The 16345-nt window shown below is 60.1% G+C and carries 14 protein-coding genes and 1 pseudogene; 10 read left to right on the top strand and 5 right to left on the bottom strand.

Going from position 1 to position 16345, the window contains the following annotated elements:
• Positions 1 to 17 precede the first annotated feature (17 nt).
• Both ACUZ9Q_RS01620 and ACUZ9Q_RS01615 read right to left on the bottom strand, forming a co-directional pair.
• The gene (locus tag ACUZ9Q_RS01620) at positions 18 to 1397 is read right to left on the bottom strand and encodes an MFS transporter (protein ID WP_449247203.1); all 1380 of its coding nucleotides are present in this window, start codon (positions 1395 to 1397) and stop codon (positions 18 to 20) included.
• Positions 1398 to 1522: 125 nt separating this feature from the next.
• Positions 1523 to 2394 (bottom strand): annotated as a pseudogene (locus ACUZ9Q_RS01615) (methylenetetrahydrofolate reductase).
• A gap of 172 nt (positions 2395 to 2566) precedes the next feature.
• Here ACUZ9Q_RS01615 and ACUZ9Q_RS01610 point away from each other — a divergent pair.
• The 4 genes from ACUZ9Q_RS01610 (at position 2567) to ACUZ9Q_RS01595 (ending at position 6143) form a co-directional block, all read left to right on the top strand.
• The gene (locus tag ACUZ9Q_RS01610) at positions 2567 to 4018 is read left to right on the top strand and encodes a phosphodiester glycosidase family protein (RefSeq protein ID WP_449247202.1); all 1452 of its coding nucleotides are present in this window, start codon (positions 2567 to 2569) and stop codon (positions 4016 to 4018) included.
• A 223-nt stretch (positions 4019 to 4241) separates the two neighbouring features.
• Entirely contained in the window at positions 4242 to 4622 is a 381-nt protein-coding gene (locus tag ACUZ9Q_RS01605; RefSeq protein ID WP_192112255.1) for a desulfoferrodoxin, read from the top strand.
• 79 nt (positions 4623 to 4701) lie between these two features.
• A complete protein-coding gene (locus ACUZ9Q_RS01600) occupies positions 4702 to 4839 on the top strand; it encodes a rubredoxin (protein WP_022657703.1) in 138 nt (45 codons plus the stop codon).
• Positions 4840 to 4937: 98 nt separating this feature from the next.
• On the top strand, positions 4938 to 6143 hold the full coding sequence (locus ACUZ9Q_RS01595; RefSeq protein ID WP_192112254.1) for an FprA family A-type flavoprotein: 1206 nt from the start codon (positions 4938 to 4940) through the stop codon (positions 6141 to 6143).
• A 146-nt stretch (positions 6144 to 6289) separates the two neighbouring features.
• Here ACUZ9Q_RS01595 and ACUZ9Q_RS01590 read toward each other — a convergent pair whose 3' ends face one another.
• The 3 genes from ACUZ9Q_RS01590 to ACUZ9Q_RS01580 all read right to left on the bottom strand — a co-directional run bounded on the left by ACUZ9Q_RS01590 (position 6290) and on the right by ACUZ9Q_RS01580 (position 9120).
• Positions 6290 to 7096 carry a DJ-1/PfpI family protein gene (locus tag ACUZ9Q_RS01590; RefSeq protein ID WP_227118296.1) on the bottom strand — a complete coding sequence of 269 codons (807 nt, stop codon included), beginning with the start codon at positions 7094 to 7096 and terminating at the stop codon, positions 6290 to 6292.
• Positions 7097 to 7371: 275 nt separating this feature from the next.
• Entirely contained in the window at positions 7372 to 7800 is a 429-nt protein-coding gene (locus ACUZ9Q_RS01585; protein WP_227118297.1) for a hypothetical protein, read from the bottom strand.
• Positions 7801 to 7959: 159 nt separating this feature from the next.
• On the bottom strand, positions 7960 to 9120 hold the full coding sequence (locus ACUZ9Q_RS01580) for a LarC family nickel insertion protein (protein ID WP_449247201.1): 1161 nt from the start codon (positions 9118 to 9120) through the stop codon (positions 7960 to 7962).
• A 142-nt stretch (positions 9121 to 9262) separates the two neighbouring features.
• On the opposite strand from ACUZ9Q_RS01580, the gene ACUZ9Q_RS01575 reads away from it, so the two are divergent.
• The 6 genes from ACUZ9Q_RS01575 to ACUZ9Q_RS01550 all read left to right on the top strand — a co-directional run bounded on the left by ACUZ9Q_RS01575 (position 9263) and on the right by ACUZ9Q_RS01550 (position 16309).
• Positions 9263 to 9913: a CBS and ACT domain-containing protein gene (locus tag ACUZ9Q_RS01575; protein WP_227118298.1), complete on the top strand. Its 651-nt coding sequence runs from the start codon at positions 9263 to 9265 to the stop codon at positions 9911 to 9913.
• Positions 9914 to 10170: 257 nt separating this feature from the next.
• Positions 10171 to 10488, top strand: a complete 318-nt coding sequence (locus ACUZ9Q_RS01570) for a TusE/DsrC/DsvC family sulfur relay protein (RefSeq protein WP_022657697.1) — start codon at positions 10171 to 10173, stop codon at positions 10486 to 10488.
• 204 nt (positions 10489 to 10692) lie between these two features.
• Positions 10693 to 13131 carry a penicillin-binding protein 1A gene (locus ACUZ9Q_RS01565; protein WP_215646658.1) on the top strand — a complete coding sequence of 813 codons (2439 nt, stop codon included), beginning with the start codon at positions 10693 to 10695 and terminating at the stop codon, positions 13129 to 13131.
• A gap of 180 nt (positions 13132 to 13311) precedes the next feature.
• Positions 13312 to 15033 carry an adenine deaminase gene (ade, locus tag ACUZ9Q_RS01560; RefSeq protein WP_449247200.1) on the top strand — a complete coding sequence of 574 codons (1722 nt, stop codon included), beginning with the start codon at positions 13312 to 13314 and terminating at the stop codon, positions 15031 to 15033.
• A gap of 68 nt (positions 15034 to 15101) precedes the next feature.
• On the top strand, positions 15102 to 15986 hold the full coding sequence (locus ACUZ9Q_RS01555) for a tRNA (adenine-N1)-methyltransferase (RefSeq protein WP_192112248.1): 885 nt from the start codon (positions 15102 to 15104) through the stop codon (positions 15984 to 15986).
• Positions 15983 to 16309, top strand: coding sequence for a DMT family transporter (locus ACUZ9Q_RS01550; RefSeq protein ID WP_192112247.1), 327 nt, complete (start codon positions 15983 to 15985; stop codon positions 16307 to 16309). The genes ACUZ9Q_RS01555 and ACUZ9Q_RS01550 overlap by 4 nt, the downstream gene beginning before the upstream one ends.
• Positions 16310 to 16345 lie beyond the last annotated feature (36 nt).

Raw genomic sequence — 16345 nt, 5'->3', positions numbered from 1 at the left:
GGGGATATAAAAGGCGGTCAACGGCGGTTGCGGGCCAGTGCGCAGCCCACAGCCAACAGGTTGAGCACGCCAAAGATTATCAGGTCAACGCGCATGGCTCCCATGAAGGCATCAATATTATGCGTTCCGGCTGGCTCGCTGCCAAGAAAAAGCCCAAGGGTCAGCGTTATGAGCGTCATATTGAAGAGTTGGCCGCCAGTGCGCACAGCGCCCGTGAGCCCTGCGGCCTGCCCCACACGATCGCGCCCCGCGCTCTCAAGAATAATGGTGGTATTGGGCAGCGCAAACAGACTGATGCCAACGCCGAGCAGGCATTGGGCCAGAACCAGCACGTACATGGGCGAATCCACCCGCAAAAGCCCGCACACAAGAAGGCCCAGCCCGCACAGGGCAATGCCCGCCGCGCTGACCTTGCCCGGTTCAAACCTGCCGCACAACCGCGCGGCAACAGGGGTGGTCATGACCTGCATTACAGACTGGAGCGCAAGAAAAAGCCCGGCCTGCTGCACGGTCATACCGCGTCCGAACTGGAGATACAGGCTGAAAAAAAACACGATGCCAAAAAATGAACTGTAGTTGATGAAGGCAGCCAATGACGACAGGGCAAAAACCCTGTTGCGGGCAAGCAACCGCAGATCAAGCAAGGGATAGTCGCTCCTGAGTTCCTTGATGCAGAAAGCAGCCATCAGCCCCACAAAGGCCACCAGCAGGCCGCCAGCCAGGGCCGGAGCATCGGCCAGCTCGGACGAGCCAAATGTCAGGGCCGTCATGGCTCCCGCATAAATGCAGCACCCCTTCCAGTCAAAGGGCTTGCCCTTGGCCATGCGCCATTCAAGCTTGACGCGGTATTTCATCAGCAGCAGCACGCCCACGGACGCCAGAGCGCTGCCCCAGAACAGCCATTGCCAGCCAAGCCACCCGGCCACAAAGCCCGCAACAGGCGGCCCGCAGGCAATGCCCGCGTATACTGACGATCCGCTGTAACCAAGATAGGAGGCGCGCCGCCCCTCAGGAGCAGCCGAGGCCAGCAGGGCCAGACCGCAGGCGTTGAACATGGCCCCGCCCACCCCCTGCACAAAACGCAGCAGCAGAAACAGCGGCACAGAATTGACAAAACCCAGCAAGGCGCCGGCAAGGGCAAACAGGGCGATACCCCACAAAAATATGCGGCGGTAACCCCAGATGTCGCCCATGCTGCCGCTGGCCAGCTGAAACACAGCCAGTCCCATGGAATAAAAGGCCCCCATGAGGCCCAGCTCGCGCGCGCTGGCATGGAGGCTTTGCCCCAGCGGCGGCAGCACGGCGTTCACTCCGGCCATCATGAACGGCATAAAAAACAAGGAGGTACACACGGCCACAAGCAGCCAGCCGTGTCCTTTTTCAATGGATGAACTCATGGCGGCAGAGTAGCCTCGAGCATGCGGGGTGGTCAATACGCCCCGCATGCCGGTCAATTGCGCGGCTCAGAACCAGCGCGAACGCCCTGAACCTTTGAAAACGCACATCCTCAAAGGCAACAGGTCTAAAGCGTACCTACGGCTTCGGCCAGCCGCAGGCACATATCAGCCTTGTTCAACGTATACAGGTGAATGCCCGGCGCCCCGGCATCAAGCAGACTACGTATCTGCCGCACCGCGTAATCAAGGCCCACCTGCCGCACGGCTTCCGCCCCGCCATCGTTATTGGCTTTCTCAAGGGCAAGGTAGAGCTTGCCCGGAATATTGGCCCCGCACAGCGAGAGCACCCGCCGCAGCGAGTCAAAACTCTGGATGGGCAGAATACCGGGGATGACCGGCGTAGTAATGCCCTGCCCGCGCAAATGGCTCACCAGGTCTTCATACTCGCGGGCGTCAAAAAACAGCTGGGTCAGGGCAAAATCCGCCCCGGCGCGCATTTTTTCAGCCGTGCAGCGCCTGTCGTCCGCAAAGGTGGGCGATTCGGGATGCGGGGCGGGATAGGCAGCTACGCCTATGCCCAGATCAGGCTGCTGCTCGCGGGCAAAGGCCACCAGATCAGAGGCGTGGCGAAAGTGGGCTTTGTTCCAGTCCCACGGCTTGTCGGCGGGCGGGTCGCCGCGCAGGGCCAGTACATTGTTGACGCCAGAAGCCTGCAAATCGTGCAAAAATGCGGCGATGGACTGCGGCTCCGCGCCCACGCATGTGAGATGCGCCATGGCAGTAATGCCCCGCCGCGCCAGCTCCGCCGTGACGGCAAGAGTATTCTGCTGCCGCGCGCCGCCCGCGCCGTAGGTTACTGACGCAAACAGGGGGTTGAGCGCGCGCAGGCGATCCACCGTGGCATAAAATCAGGCAACTGGGCCGTGTCAGAAGGAGGAAAAAACTCCAAAGAGTAAAACGGGGCCGAAAGTTCCCTGATCATTTTGCCGATATGCATGGAAAGACTCCTTGGCGCGATATGCCCGCAGCCTGATAAATTACTGCGGCGTGATTGTTTATGTTTATATCAAGATAAATTGATATGTCAATAAAAATGTGCCATCGCACCTTGCCAAATGGCAAAAGCGGTCGTAATGCAGGTTACGGACAATAAAAATAGACGGCAAGACATGAATACCCGGCAGTTTTTCTTTATAGCAACGGACGCAATCCGGCCCGCTTGGCGGGTAATCCGCAGTCTGCCGACAACATGGCTGGCGGCCCTGATTGTCTGTTGCACCGTAGCCATGCCCCGGCTCGGCCTTGCCGCGCCAGACCAGCAGGGCAATCAGCCCCCCGGCGCTGTATTGCCCGACGAGGGCCACGCGCCTGCGTTGCCTGCCGCTGCCCCCCACGCCATGCAGCCCGCTGACGCCGCAGCCGCCAAAGGCGGCGTGGACGCTCAGGGCCGAGCCGACTGGCGGGAGCTTGAACCGGGCCTCCTGTTTGGCGAATTTCAGCTCAACGAAGGCGATGCCCGCCTCACCGTCCTGCGTATTGACCCTGCATCATTTGACTTTACGCTCTGCTCCCGCTCTCAGGATGGCTGCCCCTCCCGCCAACTGAACCAGTGGGGCGAACAGTACAACCTTGTTGCGGCCATCAATGCCAGCATGTACCTGCCCGACGCTTCCACGAGCACAGGCTACATGCGCCAGGGTTCGCATGTGAACAACGGGCGCGTGGTGCAGCGGTTTGGCGCTTTTTTTGTGGCCGGGCCGGATGAACCTACCCTGCCCAAGGCAGCCATTCTTGACCGCGATAACCCCCTGTGGCGGCAACAGATGGATCATTATGATCTTGTGATTCAAAACTACCGCATGATCAATGCCGACAGGCGCATCCTCTGGTCGCCCGGCGGCCCGCACTACTCCATTTCGGCGGTGGCGCAGGACGGAGACGGGCAGATCCTCTTCATGCACTGCCGCCAGCCCGTGGAAGCCTATTCCTTTGCGCAACAGGTCTTGCACCTGCCCCTCAACGTGCGCACCGTCATGTACGTGGAAGGCGGGGGCCAGGCTGGCCTGCTGGTTCGTTCCGCAGCGCTTACCCGCGAACTTGTGGGCCTGAGCCCCAGCGGCCTGCTGGTGACTGGCGACCTGCGGGCAGTGCTGCCTAATGTGCTTGGCGCGCGCCGCAAAAACGGTGAAGGAAATTCCGATGGCAACCCTGGCGGCGCTCCCGGCGGCGTGGACGCAAGGCCCGCAGCACCTGTGGAAACACAAGCGCCACCCGTTTCTGCACCTGCACCCGCGGCAAATGCGGATCAAACCCAGCCCGTAACCGACACGCCTGCGCAACCGGCGCAGACCAATCCCTCCGGGCAAGCTCCTTCGGACACTGCGCCCGACATGGTTGTGCCCACCAAGCCAGAAGCCACCCCTGACGCTGAGGCTGCTCCGGCAAACGCAACTCCGCCTGCGCAAGCCCCGGGCACCGCAACAAGCGCGCCTGACGCACCCAAGGTTTCCCCGGCAGAATCGGCTCCTGCTGCCTCGCCGCTCACAGAACCGGGAACGTCCCTTGCCCATCCGGCATCCGGCCCGGAAAGCTCCAGTTTGCCCAAGGGTCCAAACAAGTAATTTACGGGCTAGTCTCTGCTTCTGAAAATTGGCTTTTCATGCGCTTCTCGTGGACTCACACCTCTCGCCTCTTTGTTGATAATAATTATCAATGCTAAAAAAAAGACTTTACATCGGGAGCCACTTCTTTCACAATATTTCTTGGTAAGGGGCTGAACGCGCTGATTGCGGCATGCTCAGCCGCCTCCCCCCAAGCTAACCTGTCAAAACAAGTGAGGGACTCATGCCCACGCAACTCGAAGTGTATAAGTGTACCCACTGCGGCAATATCGTTGAAGTTCTCCACGGCGGCGGCGCAGACATCGTCTGCTGTGGCGACCCCATGAAGCTGATGGTCGAAGGCGCAACCGACGGCGCGCTTGAAAAGCACGTGCCTGTTATCGAAAAGGTTGAAGGCGGCTACATGGTCAAGGTCGGCAGCGTTGCCCACCCCATGGAAGAAAAGCACTACATTGAATGGATCGAGCTGCTGGCCGACGGCAGGAGCTACACCAAGTTCCTGAAGCCTGGCGATGCGCCCGAAGCCTTCTTTGCCATTGACGCTGCCAAGGTTACCGCCCGCGAATACTGCAATCTGCACGGTCACTGGAAGGCCGAAAACTAGGTTTTCTGATGCAGGAACCGCACGGTTCCCATTTGTTACACCGGCATCAAGCCACAATTATATATTCAGGAGACATGCCATGCAAAAGTATGTTTGCGGCGTTTGCGGCTACGAATACGACCCCGCTGAAAACGACAACGTGCCTTTTGAAGATCTGCCCGATGACTGGACCTGCCCCGTTTGCGGCGTGGGTAAAGACCAGTTCACCCCTGCCTAATTTTTTTCTTTCCCCGTTCTTTCCCCCGCTTTGCCTTGCCCTAAGGCAGGGCGGGGATTTTTATAGAAGGGGATTCCCCAACACTGCGGAGACACATCATGCAGCCAGTAGAAATAAAAAAAGATATTTTCTGGGTCGGCTTTGTCGACTACGATCACAGGGATTTTCACGGTTATTCCCGTTCACCTGACGGTTCGACCTACAACGCCTACCTGATCAAGGACGAAAAAAACGTCCTGCTTGATACCGTCGCCTCGGGCTGCGAGGGCACCCTGCTGTGCCGCATGGCCCAGGTGCTTGAGCCGGAAAAGATCGACTACATCATCTGCAACCACATGGAACTGGATCACGCTGGCGCGCTGGAAGCCATTATTGAGCGTTGCAAGCCGGAAAAGATCTTTGTGTCGCAGACCGGCCTCAAGTCGATGGCTGGCTATTTTGACTGCAAAGACTGGCCCGTGCAGGCTGTGAAGAGCGGCGACAGCATCAACATCGGCAAACGCACCATCGTGTTTCAGGAAACCCGCATGCTGCATTGGCCCGACAGCATGGTTTCTTACATTCCCGAAGACAAGCTGCTGGTCAGCAACGACATTTTTGGTCAGAACATCGCCAGCTCCGCACGCTTTGTTGACGAATTCGGTGATGACGGCGAATACACTCGCCGCGTCAAGGAATACTACTTCAACATTGTGTTGCCCTACTCCCCCATGGTTCTCAAGACCCTGCCCGTGGTTGAAAAGCTCGATATCGACATGATCGCCCCTGACCACGGCCTCATTCAGAGGGGTGAAAAGGCCGTGCGCGGCATCATCGACATGTACCGCGCCATGGCCGAGCAGAAGCCCCAGCAGCGCGCGCTCATTTTTTACGACACCATGTGGGAATCTACGGAAACAATGGCCTACGCCATTTGCAGCGGCCTGGAAGAAAACAACGTTCCCACGCGCATCATGAGCGTGAAGCAGAACCACCACAGCGCCGTCATGACCGAACTGGCAGACTGCGGCGCGGTCATTGCCGGTTCGCCCACCCACAACAATACAGTGCTGCCCCTCATGGCCGCCCAGCTTACCTATATGAAAGGTCTGCGCCCCCTGAACCGCATTGGCGGCGCGTTTGGCTCCTACGGCTGGTCGGGAGAAGGTCCCAAGTTCCTGCACGAGCAGCTTGCCTCCATGAATATGGAAATGCCTGCTGAACCCGTAAAGTGCAACTGGCGGCCCGATCACGAGGCCCTCAAGGCCTGCCACCAGATGGGCGTCACCATTGCTGAGGCTCTCAAAAAGAAATGCCAGGGCTAAGCCCGGACTGCCCCTGACTGAAAACAGCAGCGCCCGCATATGCGGGCGCTGCTGTTTTTTTATGATGTGCGCACCTGTGCGGCGTGCTGTGCAATCAGGCCATGCCGCGCAATTGGCAGGCAGACGTGGCAGGCGGGCAGGCCATGCTACTCCGCCAGCCCGGCCTTTGCGGCAAAAGGATCCCAGGAAGGGTCACGGTGGGGTTCGTATTCCGTCACGAGAGCAAGCCAGTCGCTCATGGTCTGTCCGTACAGACGGGCTATAACCGCCAGGGTCATGTCCATACCGGCAGAAACTCCCGAAGATGTCACAACCGAACCGTCATCCACCCAGCGGGCCTTGGGCACCCAGTTCACCTTCGGGCCAGGGGCTGTGGACGCCTTAAAGGCCATCTTGTTTGTGGTGGCGGGCCTGCCGTCCAGAATGCCCGCAGCGGCAAGCAGTGACGCGCCGTTGCACACAGACATGACAAGCTTGGCGCTCTTGGCTTTTTTCTGCAGCCAGCCCAGAGTTGCCGGATTCTGAAGTTGCTGCGCAACATTGCCGCCTGGCACAAGCAGGTAATCCAGCTCTGGGGCATCCGCGTAGCTATAATCAGCCATGGTTTTGGGCCCCTGGTTGGATGGTACGGCTCCCTTCACAACAGCAACGGTAACCAGCCTCACATCCACACGCTTTGACGCATCCTCCCAAAAACGGGCCGGGGCGTGCCTGATGCTGCCCCACATTTCCATGGGGCCGTAGGCATCCAGCATTTCAAATCCGGGGAACAGCAACACGCCCAATGTTATCTGCCGGGCCCCTGGCGCGGGGTTTACATCGTACATGTTGTCAATCTCCACCTGTGCGGATATTTGCCCGGCTTGCGCCTGTACGCCAGTGGGCCAGAACGCTGCAAGCAGCGCCAGCAAAAGAGCCAGGGGTTGCAGACTGCGCTGAATATTCTGGTGCATACACGTCTCCTTGTTTGCCGGATAATGGAACACCCCGGCGTTGAAGTTATGCACCCATCCTAGGGCATGGCAGAGGCTGGCAACAATGACAATAAATCTGATCTTTCTGCCAATGCTGGCAGCATGCATGCCCATGCGGTAAGGAAGGATATAACGCGCACCAAAAGACGGGAGCGCAGACCAAACAAAAAAGCCCTCCGAAGCGGAAGGCTTTTATCATAATCGGGCGGCGTGCAGAGCGCACGCCCCATCATCAGCGGAGGAGCACCCCGCTGCTAATTGCGCACGTCGTCATCATTGTCGGCAGGACGCGCAGCAGGCCGCTGCCCTTTCTGGGAGTCGCGCTGCTGCATGTCGCGCGGGGGACGGCGGTCATCGCGCGGGCGGCCCATCTCGTCGCCACGGGAGCTGCGGCGGTCGCCCTTTTCGCTGTCGTAGCGGGGCTTGCCCATTTTTTCGCCCTGTTCGCTGCGGTTGTCGTGGCGTCCGTCCATGCGCCCATTGGGGTGGTTCTTGCTGTCCTTGCGGTCATACTGACGTCCGCCACGATCAGCGTCCTGGCGCCCGTTACGGTCGCCCTTCTGTTTGTACCCTTGCGGGGCATCTCCATTCTGGGCCGCCTGCACGGCAGGGGTGCCCACAAAGAGCAGGCCCACGGCAAGGGCGCTCAGCGCCAACGGTTTCAACACATATTTCATACGCATAAAGTTCCTCCTTGGGTGGGCATTTCGCCCATTGCCTCCTTACGCCAGCTCGAGCCTGTGCGCAAGATGGCAGCCATGCTATGGAACTTTATGTTAAAAAGCCGTTAGTGCGCCAACCAGCAGAATACAAGAAGCAGACCTTGTGCCGCAAAAAGGCCATCAGTTTTTGACGCGCGCATTGCGCAGGGCCGGGACGCCCACGCCGTCTCGCAAGGCTGCGGCCTTGAGCGCTTCTGCCTCGGGGCGCACATACGTTTGCCCTTCAATAGAATACTCCTTGGCGGCAAGAGGTTGCCCCGCCACGTCCACTGAAACAGCGCGACGCGGTGCAACCACGCGATCAAGCGTCTGTTCGCGCAGGCCCAGAGTGTGGGTGTGGCGCAGCACGGCATTTTCCACGCAATCTCTCTGCCCGGGCAGGCACAGCACACGCAGCAATCCGGCAGGGCGGTTCTTCTTGCCCACACCCGGCAGCCACAGCACGTCAAGAACCTCCGGCATGGCGGAGAGCGCCTCCAGCGCCATACCCAGGTCTTCGCCGTTAAGGTGATCAATATGGCTCTCGAACTGCATGACCTTTTCACGCCCTCCAAGCACATGGTCAGCGCCGCCTGCGCCGTCTTCCACAAGCCACGCCCGCAGGCCAGCGGGCGCGGGACGGGAGCCGTAGCCTGTGCCAAGCGCAACGGCAACGCCCTCCGGGCCGGAAACAAACTGGTCTGTCAGGACATGCACCAGGGCTGCGCCCGTGGGCGTAACAAGCTCCTCGCGCGCATCTGTGGCAAAAACCGGCTTACCGCGCATAAGATACGCCGTTGCGGGCGCTGGCAGCGGGATGCGCCCGTGGGCGCACTCCACGGTTCCGGAAAACCACGGCAACGGCGAGGCGCATATCCGGCTCACGCCCAAGGCCTCCACGGCATATGCCGCGCCCAGAATATCCACGAGGGTATCGATGGCCCCCACCTCGTGAAAGTGCACCTCAGCCGGGGCAATCTGGTGCGCGTGCGCTTCGGCTTCAGTCAATGCATTTAGGGCTGCCAGAGCGCGGCTGCGCACGCCGGGCGAGACTTCAACCCTTTCAAATATGGCGGCGATATCCGCCGGATGCCGCAGGGGCTGCCCCTCGGCATTCCAGCTTACGGCAACCATCTGACCCGGCCCGCCGGGCCGTGTTTCGCCCCTGGCGTCAATGCGGCAATCCACTCCGGCGCGGGCCAGAGCAGCAGCCAGCGGGGCATAATCCACCCCAAGGTGCGCAAGGGCCGCAAGGGTCATATCCCCGCTGATGCCGCCAGAGCAATCAAGATATAAAAACATATCGGCCCCTTCCAAATTTGTCTGCGCGCGCAAACTGAGCACGCGCACTTGTGCAGCCTCGGCACATTGGTGTATAAAAGGATTGTGCGGGTCGCTGCGACCACGCCGTTATAACCTGAAACATATCCCCCCGGAGGGAAGCATGCCTGTACAGAATTGGATGACCACCGATGTTGTCAGCGTTGGCCCCGATACATCGCTGCTCAAAGTGGGCAAGCTCATGAAGGATCACCACATCCGCCGCATCCCGGTTGTTGATGATAACGGTCAGGTCGTTGGCATTATCTCTGACCGCGACGTGCGCGACGCCTCCCCCTCCAAGGCCACCACGCTCGACATGTACGAAATGCACTACCTGCTGGCCGAGCTGAAGGCCAAAAACATTATGACGGCCAAGCCCATCACCGTCAAACCGACCGACACTGTCGAGCAGGCAGCCCTGATCATGCTGGACAACAAGGTTGGCGGCCTGCCTGTAGTGGACGACAACGGCAGGCTTGTGGGCATCATTTCTGACCATGATGTTTTCAAGGCTCTGGTCGACATCACCGGCGCACGCATGGGTGGTTTGCAATTTGCCATAGAATTGCCCGACCAGCCCGGCACGGCGCGCCCCCTGTTTGACCTGCTGCGCGCGCACAATGCCCGTTTGCTCTCGGTGCTGACCGTCTCCAATGCCGATGGCAACCGCCAACTGTTCATCCGTGTGCGAGACCTTGAAAATTCCAAGGCCGAGCAGGAGCTTATGGACGGAGTCGGCAAGCTCGGCAAAGTGCTCTATTGCCAGCACTAAATCCCTACAATTAAATCATATTTATCCTATCGCATCTGAATTACTCAACAAAAGCCGCAACAAAAAAAGTGGGGCAAGAGCAAAAAAGATGCACAGGACTTGCCATCAAAAATTATTTGTGTCATAAGGACTCTCGTTGTGATTGCGGTATGCTTTCGCGCCCAACGGAGGAATTCGGCCGGAAATATCCGGTTGTGCAACGCCTGGGCGTCCGCCCCGGCGAGGTTGAGCAATAGCTGTCCAAGGAGGACACACGCATGGCTGAGATCACCTATAAAGGTAAAAGCTTTGAAGTTGACGAAGACGGTTTCCTTCTGCGTTTTGACGACTGGTGCCCCGAATGGATGGACTATGTGAAGGAATCCGAAGGCATCTCTGAGATCAACGCTGATCACCAGAAGATCCTTGACTTCCTGCAGGACTACTACAAGAAGAACGGCATTGCCCCCATGGTCCGTATTCTTTCCAAGAACACCGGCTACAAGCTGAAGGAAGTGTACGAACTCTTCCCCTCCGGCCCCGGCAAAGGCGCCTGCAAAATGGCCGGCCTGCCCAAGCCCACTGGCTGCGTGTAGTCCAGCCGCAACATTTTGGAAAAAAGCGGAAGGGAAACCTTCCGCTTTTTTTTGCCCATACCGCCCTGCTCGGGCATGCGCCGCCCATACCGTGCGGCGCGCCCGCCGGGGCTTGCCTTTCTGGCAACATTTCATATCTTCTCATCAGCCCGCGCTACGCTCCCCTCCCTTTACGCCGGGCCAAAAAAACGGTATCGCCCTGCCATGAAAATTCGTCTGTCCCTGAAAAAATGCGCCCTCTGGTTTATGGGCATCGTTATAGTCTGCGGCCTGCTGGGCGGCGGCGCGGTGGCCATGCTTTTTTACTGGGCCTCGCGCGACCTGCCCGACCTGAACCGTATCGCCGAATACAAGCAGCCGCAGGCTACTGTCATTCTGGCGCGCGACGGTTCAACCCTTGGCACCCTCTATCACGAAAAGCGCTTTGTCATTGGGCTCAAGGACATGTCGCGCTATCTGCCCATGGCCTTTCTGGCTGCGGAAGACGACGCCTTCTACAGGCACATGGGCATTGACCCCGTGGCCATCGCACGCGCCGCCATCAACAACTTCCGCAAGGGACGCCAGGGCGAGGGCGGCAGCACCATTACCCAGCAGCTCATCAAGCAATTGCTGCTCACATCCGAGCGCAGCTATACCCGCAAGATGAAAGAGGCCATTCTGGCCTATCAACTTGAAAGAAACTTCACCAAGGATCAGATCCTTACCATATATCTGAACCAGATATATCTGGGTGAACACGCCTTTGGCGTGGAATCGGCTGCCCGCACCTATTTTGGCAAGCATGCCGCTGATATCACCCTGGCCGAAAGCGCCGTCATTGCGGGCCTGCCCAAGGCCCCCAGTTCTTACAATCCCTTCCGCAGGCCGGAGGAAGCCAAGAACCGGCAGATGTACGTGCTTGGCCGACTGCGCGACCTCAAGTGGATCACTCAGGCCGAGTATGATCAGGCTGTGGCCGAACCGCTGGTCTACTGGAGCATGCCCGAGGGCATGGGCGGTGCGGCGCAGTGGTATCTTGAAGAAGCCCGCCGCCTGCTGGTGGAATTTTTTACGGAATCCAACCTCCGCGCACTGGGGGTGGAAACCACCAAGTACGGCGCGGATTACGTGTATGAAGCAGGCCTGACAGTGCAAACCGCCATGGACCCTGCACATCAGACTGCGGCTGGCGCGGCCCTGCGCCGTGGGCTGGAAGAACTGGACAAGCGCCAGGGCTGGCGCGGCCCTGTGGAGCAGCTTGACCCTGCAAAACAGAAGGAATTTCTGGCGAAAAACCAGTTTTCTCCCCTTGATCTGGCAGGCGGTGACTGGGTGAAGGCCCTTGTGACCACCGTGGATACCAAGGAAGTCAAAGTGGCGCTGGGCCAGGGATATACGGGCATTGTGCCTGTTTCGGCCATGTCCTGGGCGCGCAAGCCCAACCCCAAGGTTGCGGCTGCCAACGCGCCAGCCATCAAAGACCCCCGCCAGGTGGTGGCGGTTGGCGATGTTATCTGGGTTTCCGCAGAAGAAATCACGGTTACGGAAACCAACGCCAAGGGCCGCAAAGAGCAGAAAACCATTCCTTTTGATCCCACTGCGGTCAAAAAGAATACCCCTATCCATCTGCGCTTGCAGCAGGATCCGCTGGTGCAGGGGGCCATTGCCTCCGTGGAACCGCAGAGCGGCGACGTTGTGGCCCTTATCGGCGGCTACCAGTTTGGCGACAGCCACTTTAACCGCGCAACGCAGGCTCGCCGTCAGCCCGGCTCCAGCTTCAAGCCCGTGGTCTATTCCACGGCCATGGACTTTGGCTTTACGCCCGCCTCCACGGTGCTGGACGCGCCCTTTGTGTATGTGAACCCCTACACCAATGAAGTGTGGAGGCCCTCAAACTACGAACACAACTACAAGGGCGAACTGCCCCTGCACACGGCTCTGGCCCTTTCCCGCAATACCTGCACCGTGCGCGTGGCGCAGCAGGTGGGCATAGCCAATGTGGTGCAGCGCGCCAAGGCTCTGGGGCTTGAACCGCATTTTCCGCAGGAACTGGCTATCAGCCTCGGCGCTGTGGCCGTGTCTCCGCTTAATCTTACGCAGGCCTACGCTGCCTTTGCCAATCAGGGGCTTGGGGTGCGCCCGCGCATCATCACCTCCATCAGCGACCCGCAGGGCCGTGTGCTCTACAGGCAGGAAGTGGAACACTGGCAGGCTGTCAGCCCCCAGAACGCCTACATTATGGACACTCTGCTCAAGGAAGTTGTCAATTCCGGCACTGGCGGGCGCGCCAGGATTGATGGGCGCATCATAGCGGGTAAAACCGGCACCACCAATGATGAACGCGACGCGTGGTTCATGGGCTTTTCGCCCTACCTCGTGACCGGCGTCTACGTGGGTTACGATCAGGTGCAGAGCCTTGGCCGCCTTGAACAGGGCGGGCGTACTGCCGCCCCCATCTTCCGTTACTACCGCAGTGAAGTGGAAGACCGCTACCCCAAGGACGACTTTGTGATGCCCGAGGGCATTGTGATGGCCGATGGCCTGGCTTTCAAGGCCGACCAGCCCATGCAGGGCGCATCTGCGACCTCCCCCACCACTGCCGATGGAACGGCAGTGGATACCTCGGAAGGCGGCGAAGACCTGATGCGCCAGATGTTCTAAGCGCAGGCCCCAGAAGCCAGACGTTTAAAGCCACAGTCACGCACGGAATTGCACCAGCCGAAAGACTATGCAGCTTCCGTGCGTGACGCGGCGTAGACAAGACCGCCCGGCAAAAGCCGAATTTCCCATCCTGCAAGCGCTCCGGCGTGGTGCAGCCTGCCCTGCGGGGCGGAGACCTCCATGAAACACCGCATCAACATGGCCGCCGGAACCGAACCGGCGGATATCCTCATCACAAACGCCAGAGTCGTTGATGTTTTTTCCGGTCTGGTGCGGCAGGATTCCGTGGCCATCGGCGACGGCGTTTTTCTGGGTTTTGGCCAGCGCGAGGCCCGCGAAGTGGTGGACGCACAAGGGGCCTATCTGCTGCCCGGCTTCATCGATGCCCACATCCATCTGGAATCCAGCATGGTCACTCCAGCGCGCTTTGCCGAGATGGCCCTGCCCCACGGCACCACATCCGTTGTGGCAGACCCGCACGAGCTGGCCAACGTATGCGGCACTGCCGCCTTGCGCTTCTTGCTTGCCAGCGCCCAGACCCTGCCCTTGAGCATTTTTCTGGCCCTGCCTTCATGCGTTCCGGCCACGCCATTTGAAGACAGCGGCGCGGTGTTGAAAGCCGAAGACCTGGCTCCCTTCATGGACGACCCGTACGTGGCCTCGCTGGGCGAAATGATGAACTACCCCGGCGTGCTCAGCGGCGATCCTGAAGTGCTGGAAAAGCTTGCCCTGAGCCGTTCACGGCGCAAGCCCGTTGACGGACACGCCCCGGCCCCGCTGGGCAGGGAACTTGACGCCTACCTGTGCACGGGCATTGCCAATACGCACGAGTGCACCACAGCTGAAGAATTTCACCAGAACCTCATGCGCGGCTGCCGCATCTTTTTGCGAGACGGCTCCGCAGCGCGCAACCTGCCCGCGCTGGCCCCGCTGGTCACGCCCGGCAACTGCCACCGCTGCGCCTTTTGCTGCGATGACCGCCACGCCTCCGAACTCCTTACTGCGGGCCATATGGACGAAGTGCTGCGCAAGGCCGTGGCCCTGGGCATGGACCCCGTCACGGCAGTGCGTCTATGTACCCTCAACGCCGCCGAGGCCGAGGGACTGCCAGGCAAGGGGGCCATTGCCCCCGGCTATGACGCCGACTGCGTGCTGGTTGACGATCTGGCATCCTTCAACGTGCGCATGACCTTTGCGGGGGGGAGGCAGATCGCCGCAGAAGGCCGCATGCTCGTCCTGCTGGCGGATCCGCCCCTGAACGACCTGACCAATACGGTGCGGCTTGCGCCCCTGCCGGATGACGTGCTTGCTCTGCCCCTGCCGTCGGGCCGCGCACGGGTTATCCGCCTGCACCCCGGTTCGCTGGTGACGGATGCCGAAGAGCATGACGTCGCCTGCACCAATGGACTTTTTGACGCCCGCCAGAACGACGGTCTGTGCAAGCTGGCAGTTGTGGAGCGCCACAAGGCCACTGGCAAGGTGGGCGTGGGCATTCTGGCAGGATACGGCCTGCGCAACGCGGCTGTGGCAACCTCTGTCAGCCACGATTCGCACAATATTGTGGTCTGCGGGGACAACGATGCAGACATGCTGGCCGCCGTGCGCCGGGTTGCCGCCATGGGCGGCGGCATCGCCGTTGCGGGCGAAGGCCGGATTCTTGAGGAACTGCCCCTGCCAGTGGCCGGGCTGATGACCCACGAAGCCCCGGAAACCGTGGTGCGCGCTCTGGATGCCATTCACGGCCTGCTGCACGGGCACGGGGTTCCGGCCAATGTGGCTCCGCTCATGGCCCTGAGCTTCATGGCACTGCCCGTGATTCCCTCGCTCAAGCTGACCGCGCGCGGTCTTTTTTCCGTTGCCGACTGGCGCTTTGTTTCGGTAGACGCGGCAGCGCGGCACTGAGGCATTTTTTCTGACACCTGAGGGTAGCGCCCATTGCGCAGCCCTGAAGCAGCTAATAAAGGAACCTCATGATTCCCTTCGGTACGCTTGTCGTCTATGTAACCCCCAAGGGCCGCCGCTATGTCAAACGCCTCGTTGAAGGCCAGGATTGGCACAGCAATGATGGCACCCTTGTTTCCACCGAGGTGGCGCAGGCTGACCTTGGCTCTGTGGTCTACACCAACCAGAATGTGCCCATTCAGGTGATGGAAGCCACCCTGTATGACCGCCTCAAGGGCCTCAAGCGTCAGACGCAGATCATCTACCCCAAGGATATCGCCTATATCTGCCTGCGCCTTGGCGCTGGCCCGGGGCGTACCATCATTGAGGCGGGCTGCGGCTCCGGCGGCCTGACCACTGGCCTTTCGTGGTTCTGCGGCCCCACCGGGCGCGTGGTGAGCCATGAGGCCCGTGAGGAATTCATGAAGCTGGCGCGCCGCAACCTTGAGTGGGCTGGCGTGGGCGAAAATGTGGAACTGCACAACCGCGATGTGGCCGAAGGCTTTGCCGTGACCGGTGCGGACGCGCTCTTCCTTGATGTGCGCACCCCGTGGGAATACCTCGACCATGCCCTGGCCGCAGTGCGCCCTGGTGCGAGCTTCGGCTTTTTGCTGCCCACCGTTGACCAGGTGAGCAAGCTGCTGCTGGGCCTTGAGCGCGGCCCCTTTGCCGATGTGGAAGTGTGCGAGATTCTCATCCGCCGCTGGAAGCCAGTGGCTGACCGCCTGCGCCCCGAAGACCGCATGACGGCCCACACGGGTTTTCTGGTCTTTGCCCGTCAGCAGGATCGCAGCGCGGATTTTGACTCGCGCAAGCCCATGGGCACGCGTGAACGCAAGCAGGAAGCCGCCCGTCAGGCCCGCCTTGGCCTCACAGACGAAGCCCCAGAAGCTCTCGAAGGTGATATGGAGTGAATCCCTGGGTAGCGCTCATTGCAGCAGGATTATGTGAAATAGGCTGGCCCCTCGGATTCAAGGTGGCGCAAACAGCGCCCGCCTGGCGAATGGCGGCGATCTCGCTTTCCGTTGCCAGCATGGCCCTGAGCGGCTGGCTGCTCTTTCTGGCTCAAAAGCAGATCCCCATGGGCACGGCCTACGCCGTGTGGACGGGGATTGGCGCAGCAGGCACGTTCATTCTTGGCGTTGCTGTGTTTGGCGATGCCCTCAACTGGGGCCGAGCGCTGGGCGTTGCCATGATTATCGGCGGCGTTGTTGTGCTGAAAGCAATGACGCCCTGATCCCGCAAGTATTGCATAAAACGAAGGCCCGCCATT

Source organism: Desulfovibrio desulfopostgatei (assembly GCF_053570645.1).
This window is presented reverse-complemented; position numbering and strand designations above follow the sequence as displayed.

What these genes read in the sequence shown, in the direction of transcription:
- ACUZ9Q_RS01600 (WP_022657703.1), top strand. Translation starts at nt 4,702, where the DNA reads ATGCAAAAGTATGTTTGCGGCGTTTGCGGCTACGAATACGACCCCGCT.
- ACUZ9Q_RS01605 (WP_192112255.1), top strand. Translation starts at nt 4,242, where the DNA reads ATGCCCACGCAACTCGAAGTGTATAAGTGTACCCACTGCGGCAATATC.
- ACUZ9Q_RS01620 (WP_449247203.1), bottom strand. Translation starts at nt 1,397, where the DNA reads ATGAGTTCATCCATTGAAAAAGGACACGGCTGGCTGCTTGTGGCCGTG.
- ACUZ9Q_RS01580 (WP_449247201.1), bottom strand. Translation starts at nt 9,120, where the DNA reads ATGTTTTTATATCTTGATTGCTCTGGCGGCATCAGCGGGGATATGACC.
- ACUZ9Q_RS01555 (WP_192112248.1), top strand. Translation starts at nt 15,102, where the DNA reads ATGATTCCCTTCGGTACGCTTGTCGTCTATGTAACCCCCAAGGGCCGC.
- ACUZ9Q_RS01570 (WP_022657697.1), top strand. Translation starts at nt 10,171, where the DNA reads ATGGCTGAGATCACCTATAAAGGTAAAAGCTTTGAAGTTGACGAAGAC.
- ACUZ9Q_RS01590 (WP_227118296.1), bottom strand. Translation starts at nt 7,096, where the DNA reads ATGCACCAGAATATTCAGCGCAGTCTGCAACCCCTGGCTCTTTTGCTG.
- ACUZ9Q_RS01565 (WP_215646658.1), top strand. Translation starts at nt 10,693, where the DNA reads ATGAAAATTCGTCTGTCCCTGAAAAAATGCGCCCTCTGGTTTATGGGC.
- ACUZ9Q_RS01595 (WP_192112254.1), top strand. Translation starts at nt 4,938, where the DNA reads ATGCAGCCAGTAGAAATAAAAAAAGATATTTTCTGGGTCGGCTTTGTC.
- ade (WP_449247200.1), top strand. Translation starts at nt 13,312, where the DNA reads ATGAAACACCGCATCAACATGGCCGCCGGAACCGAACCGGCGGATATC.
- ACUZ9Q_RS01610 (WP_449247202.1), top strand. Translation starts at nt 2,567, where the DNA reads ATGAATACCCGGCAGTTTTTCTTTATAGCAACGGACGCAATCCGGCCC.
- ACUZ9Q_RS01575 (WP_227118298.1), top strand. Translation starts at nt 9,263, where the DNA reads ATGCCTGTACAGAATTGGATGACCACCGATGTTGTCAGCGTTGGCCCC.
- ACUZ9Q_RS01585 (WP_227118297.1), bottom strand. Translation starts at nt 7,800, where the DNA reads ATGCGTATGAAATATGTGTTGAAACCGTTGGCGCTGAGCGCCCTTGCC.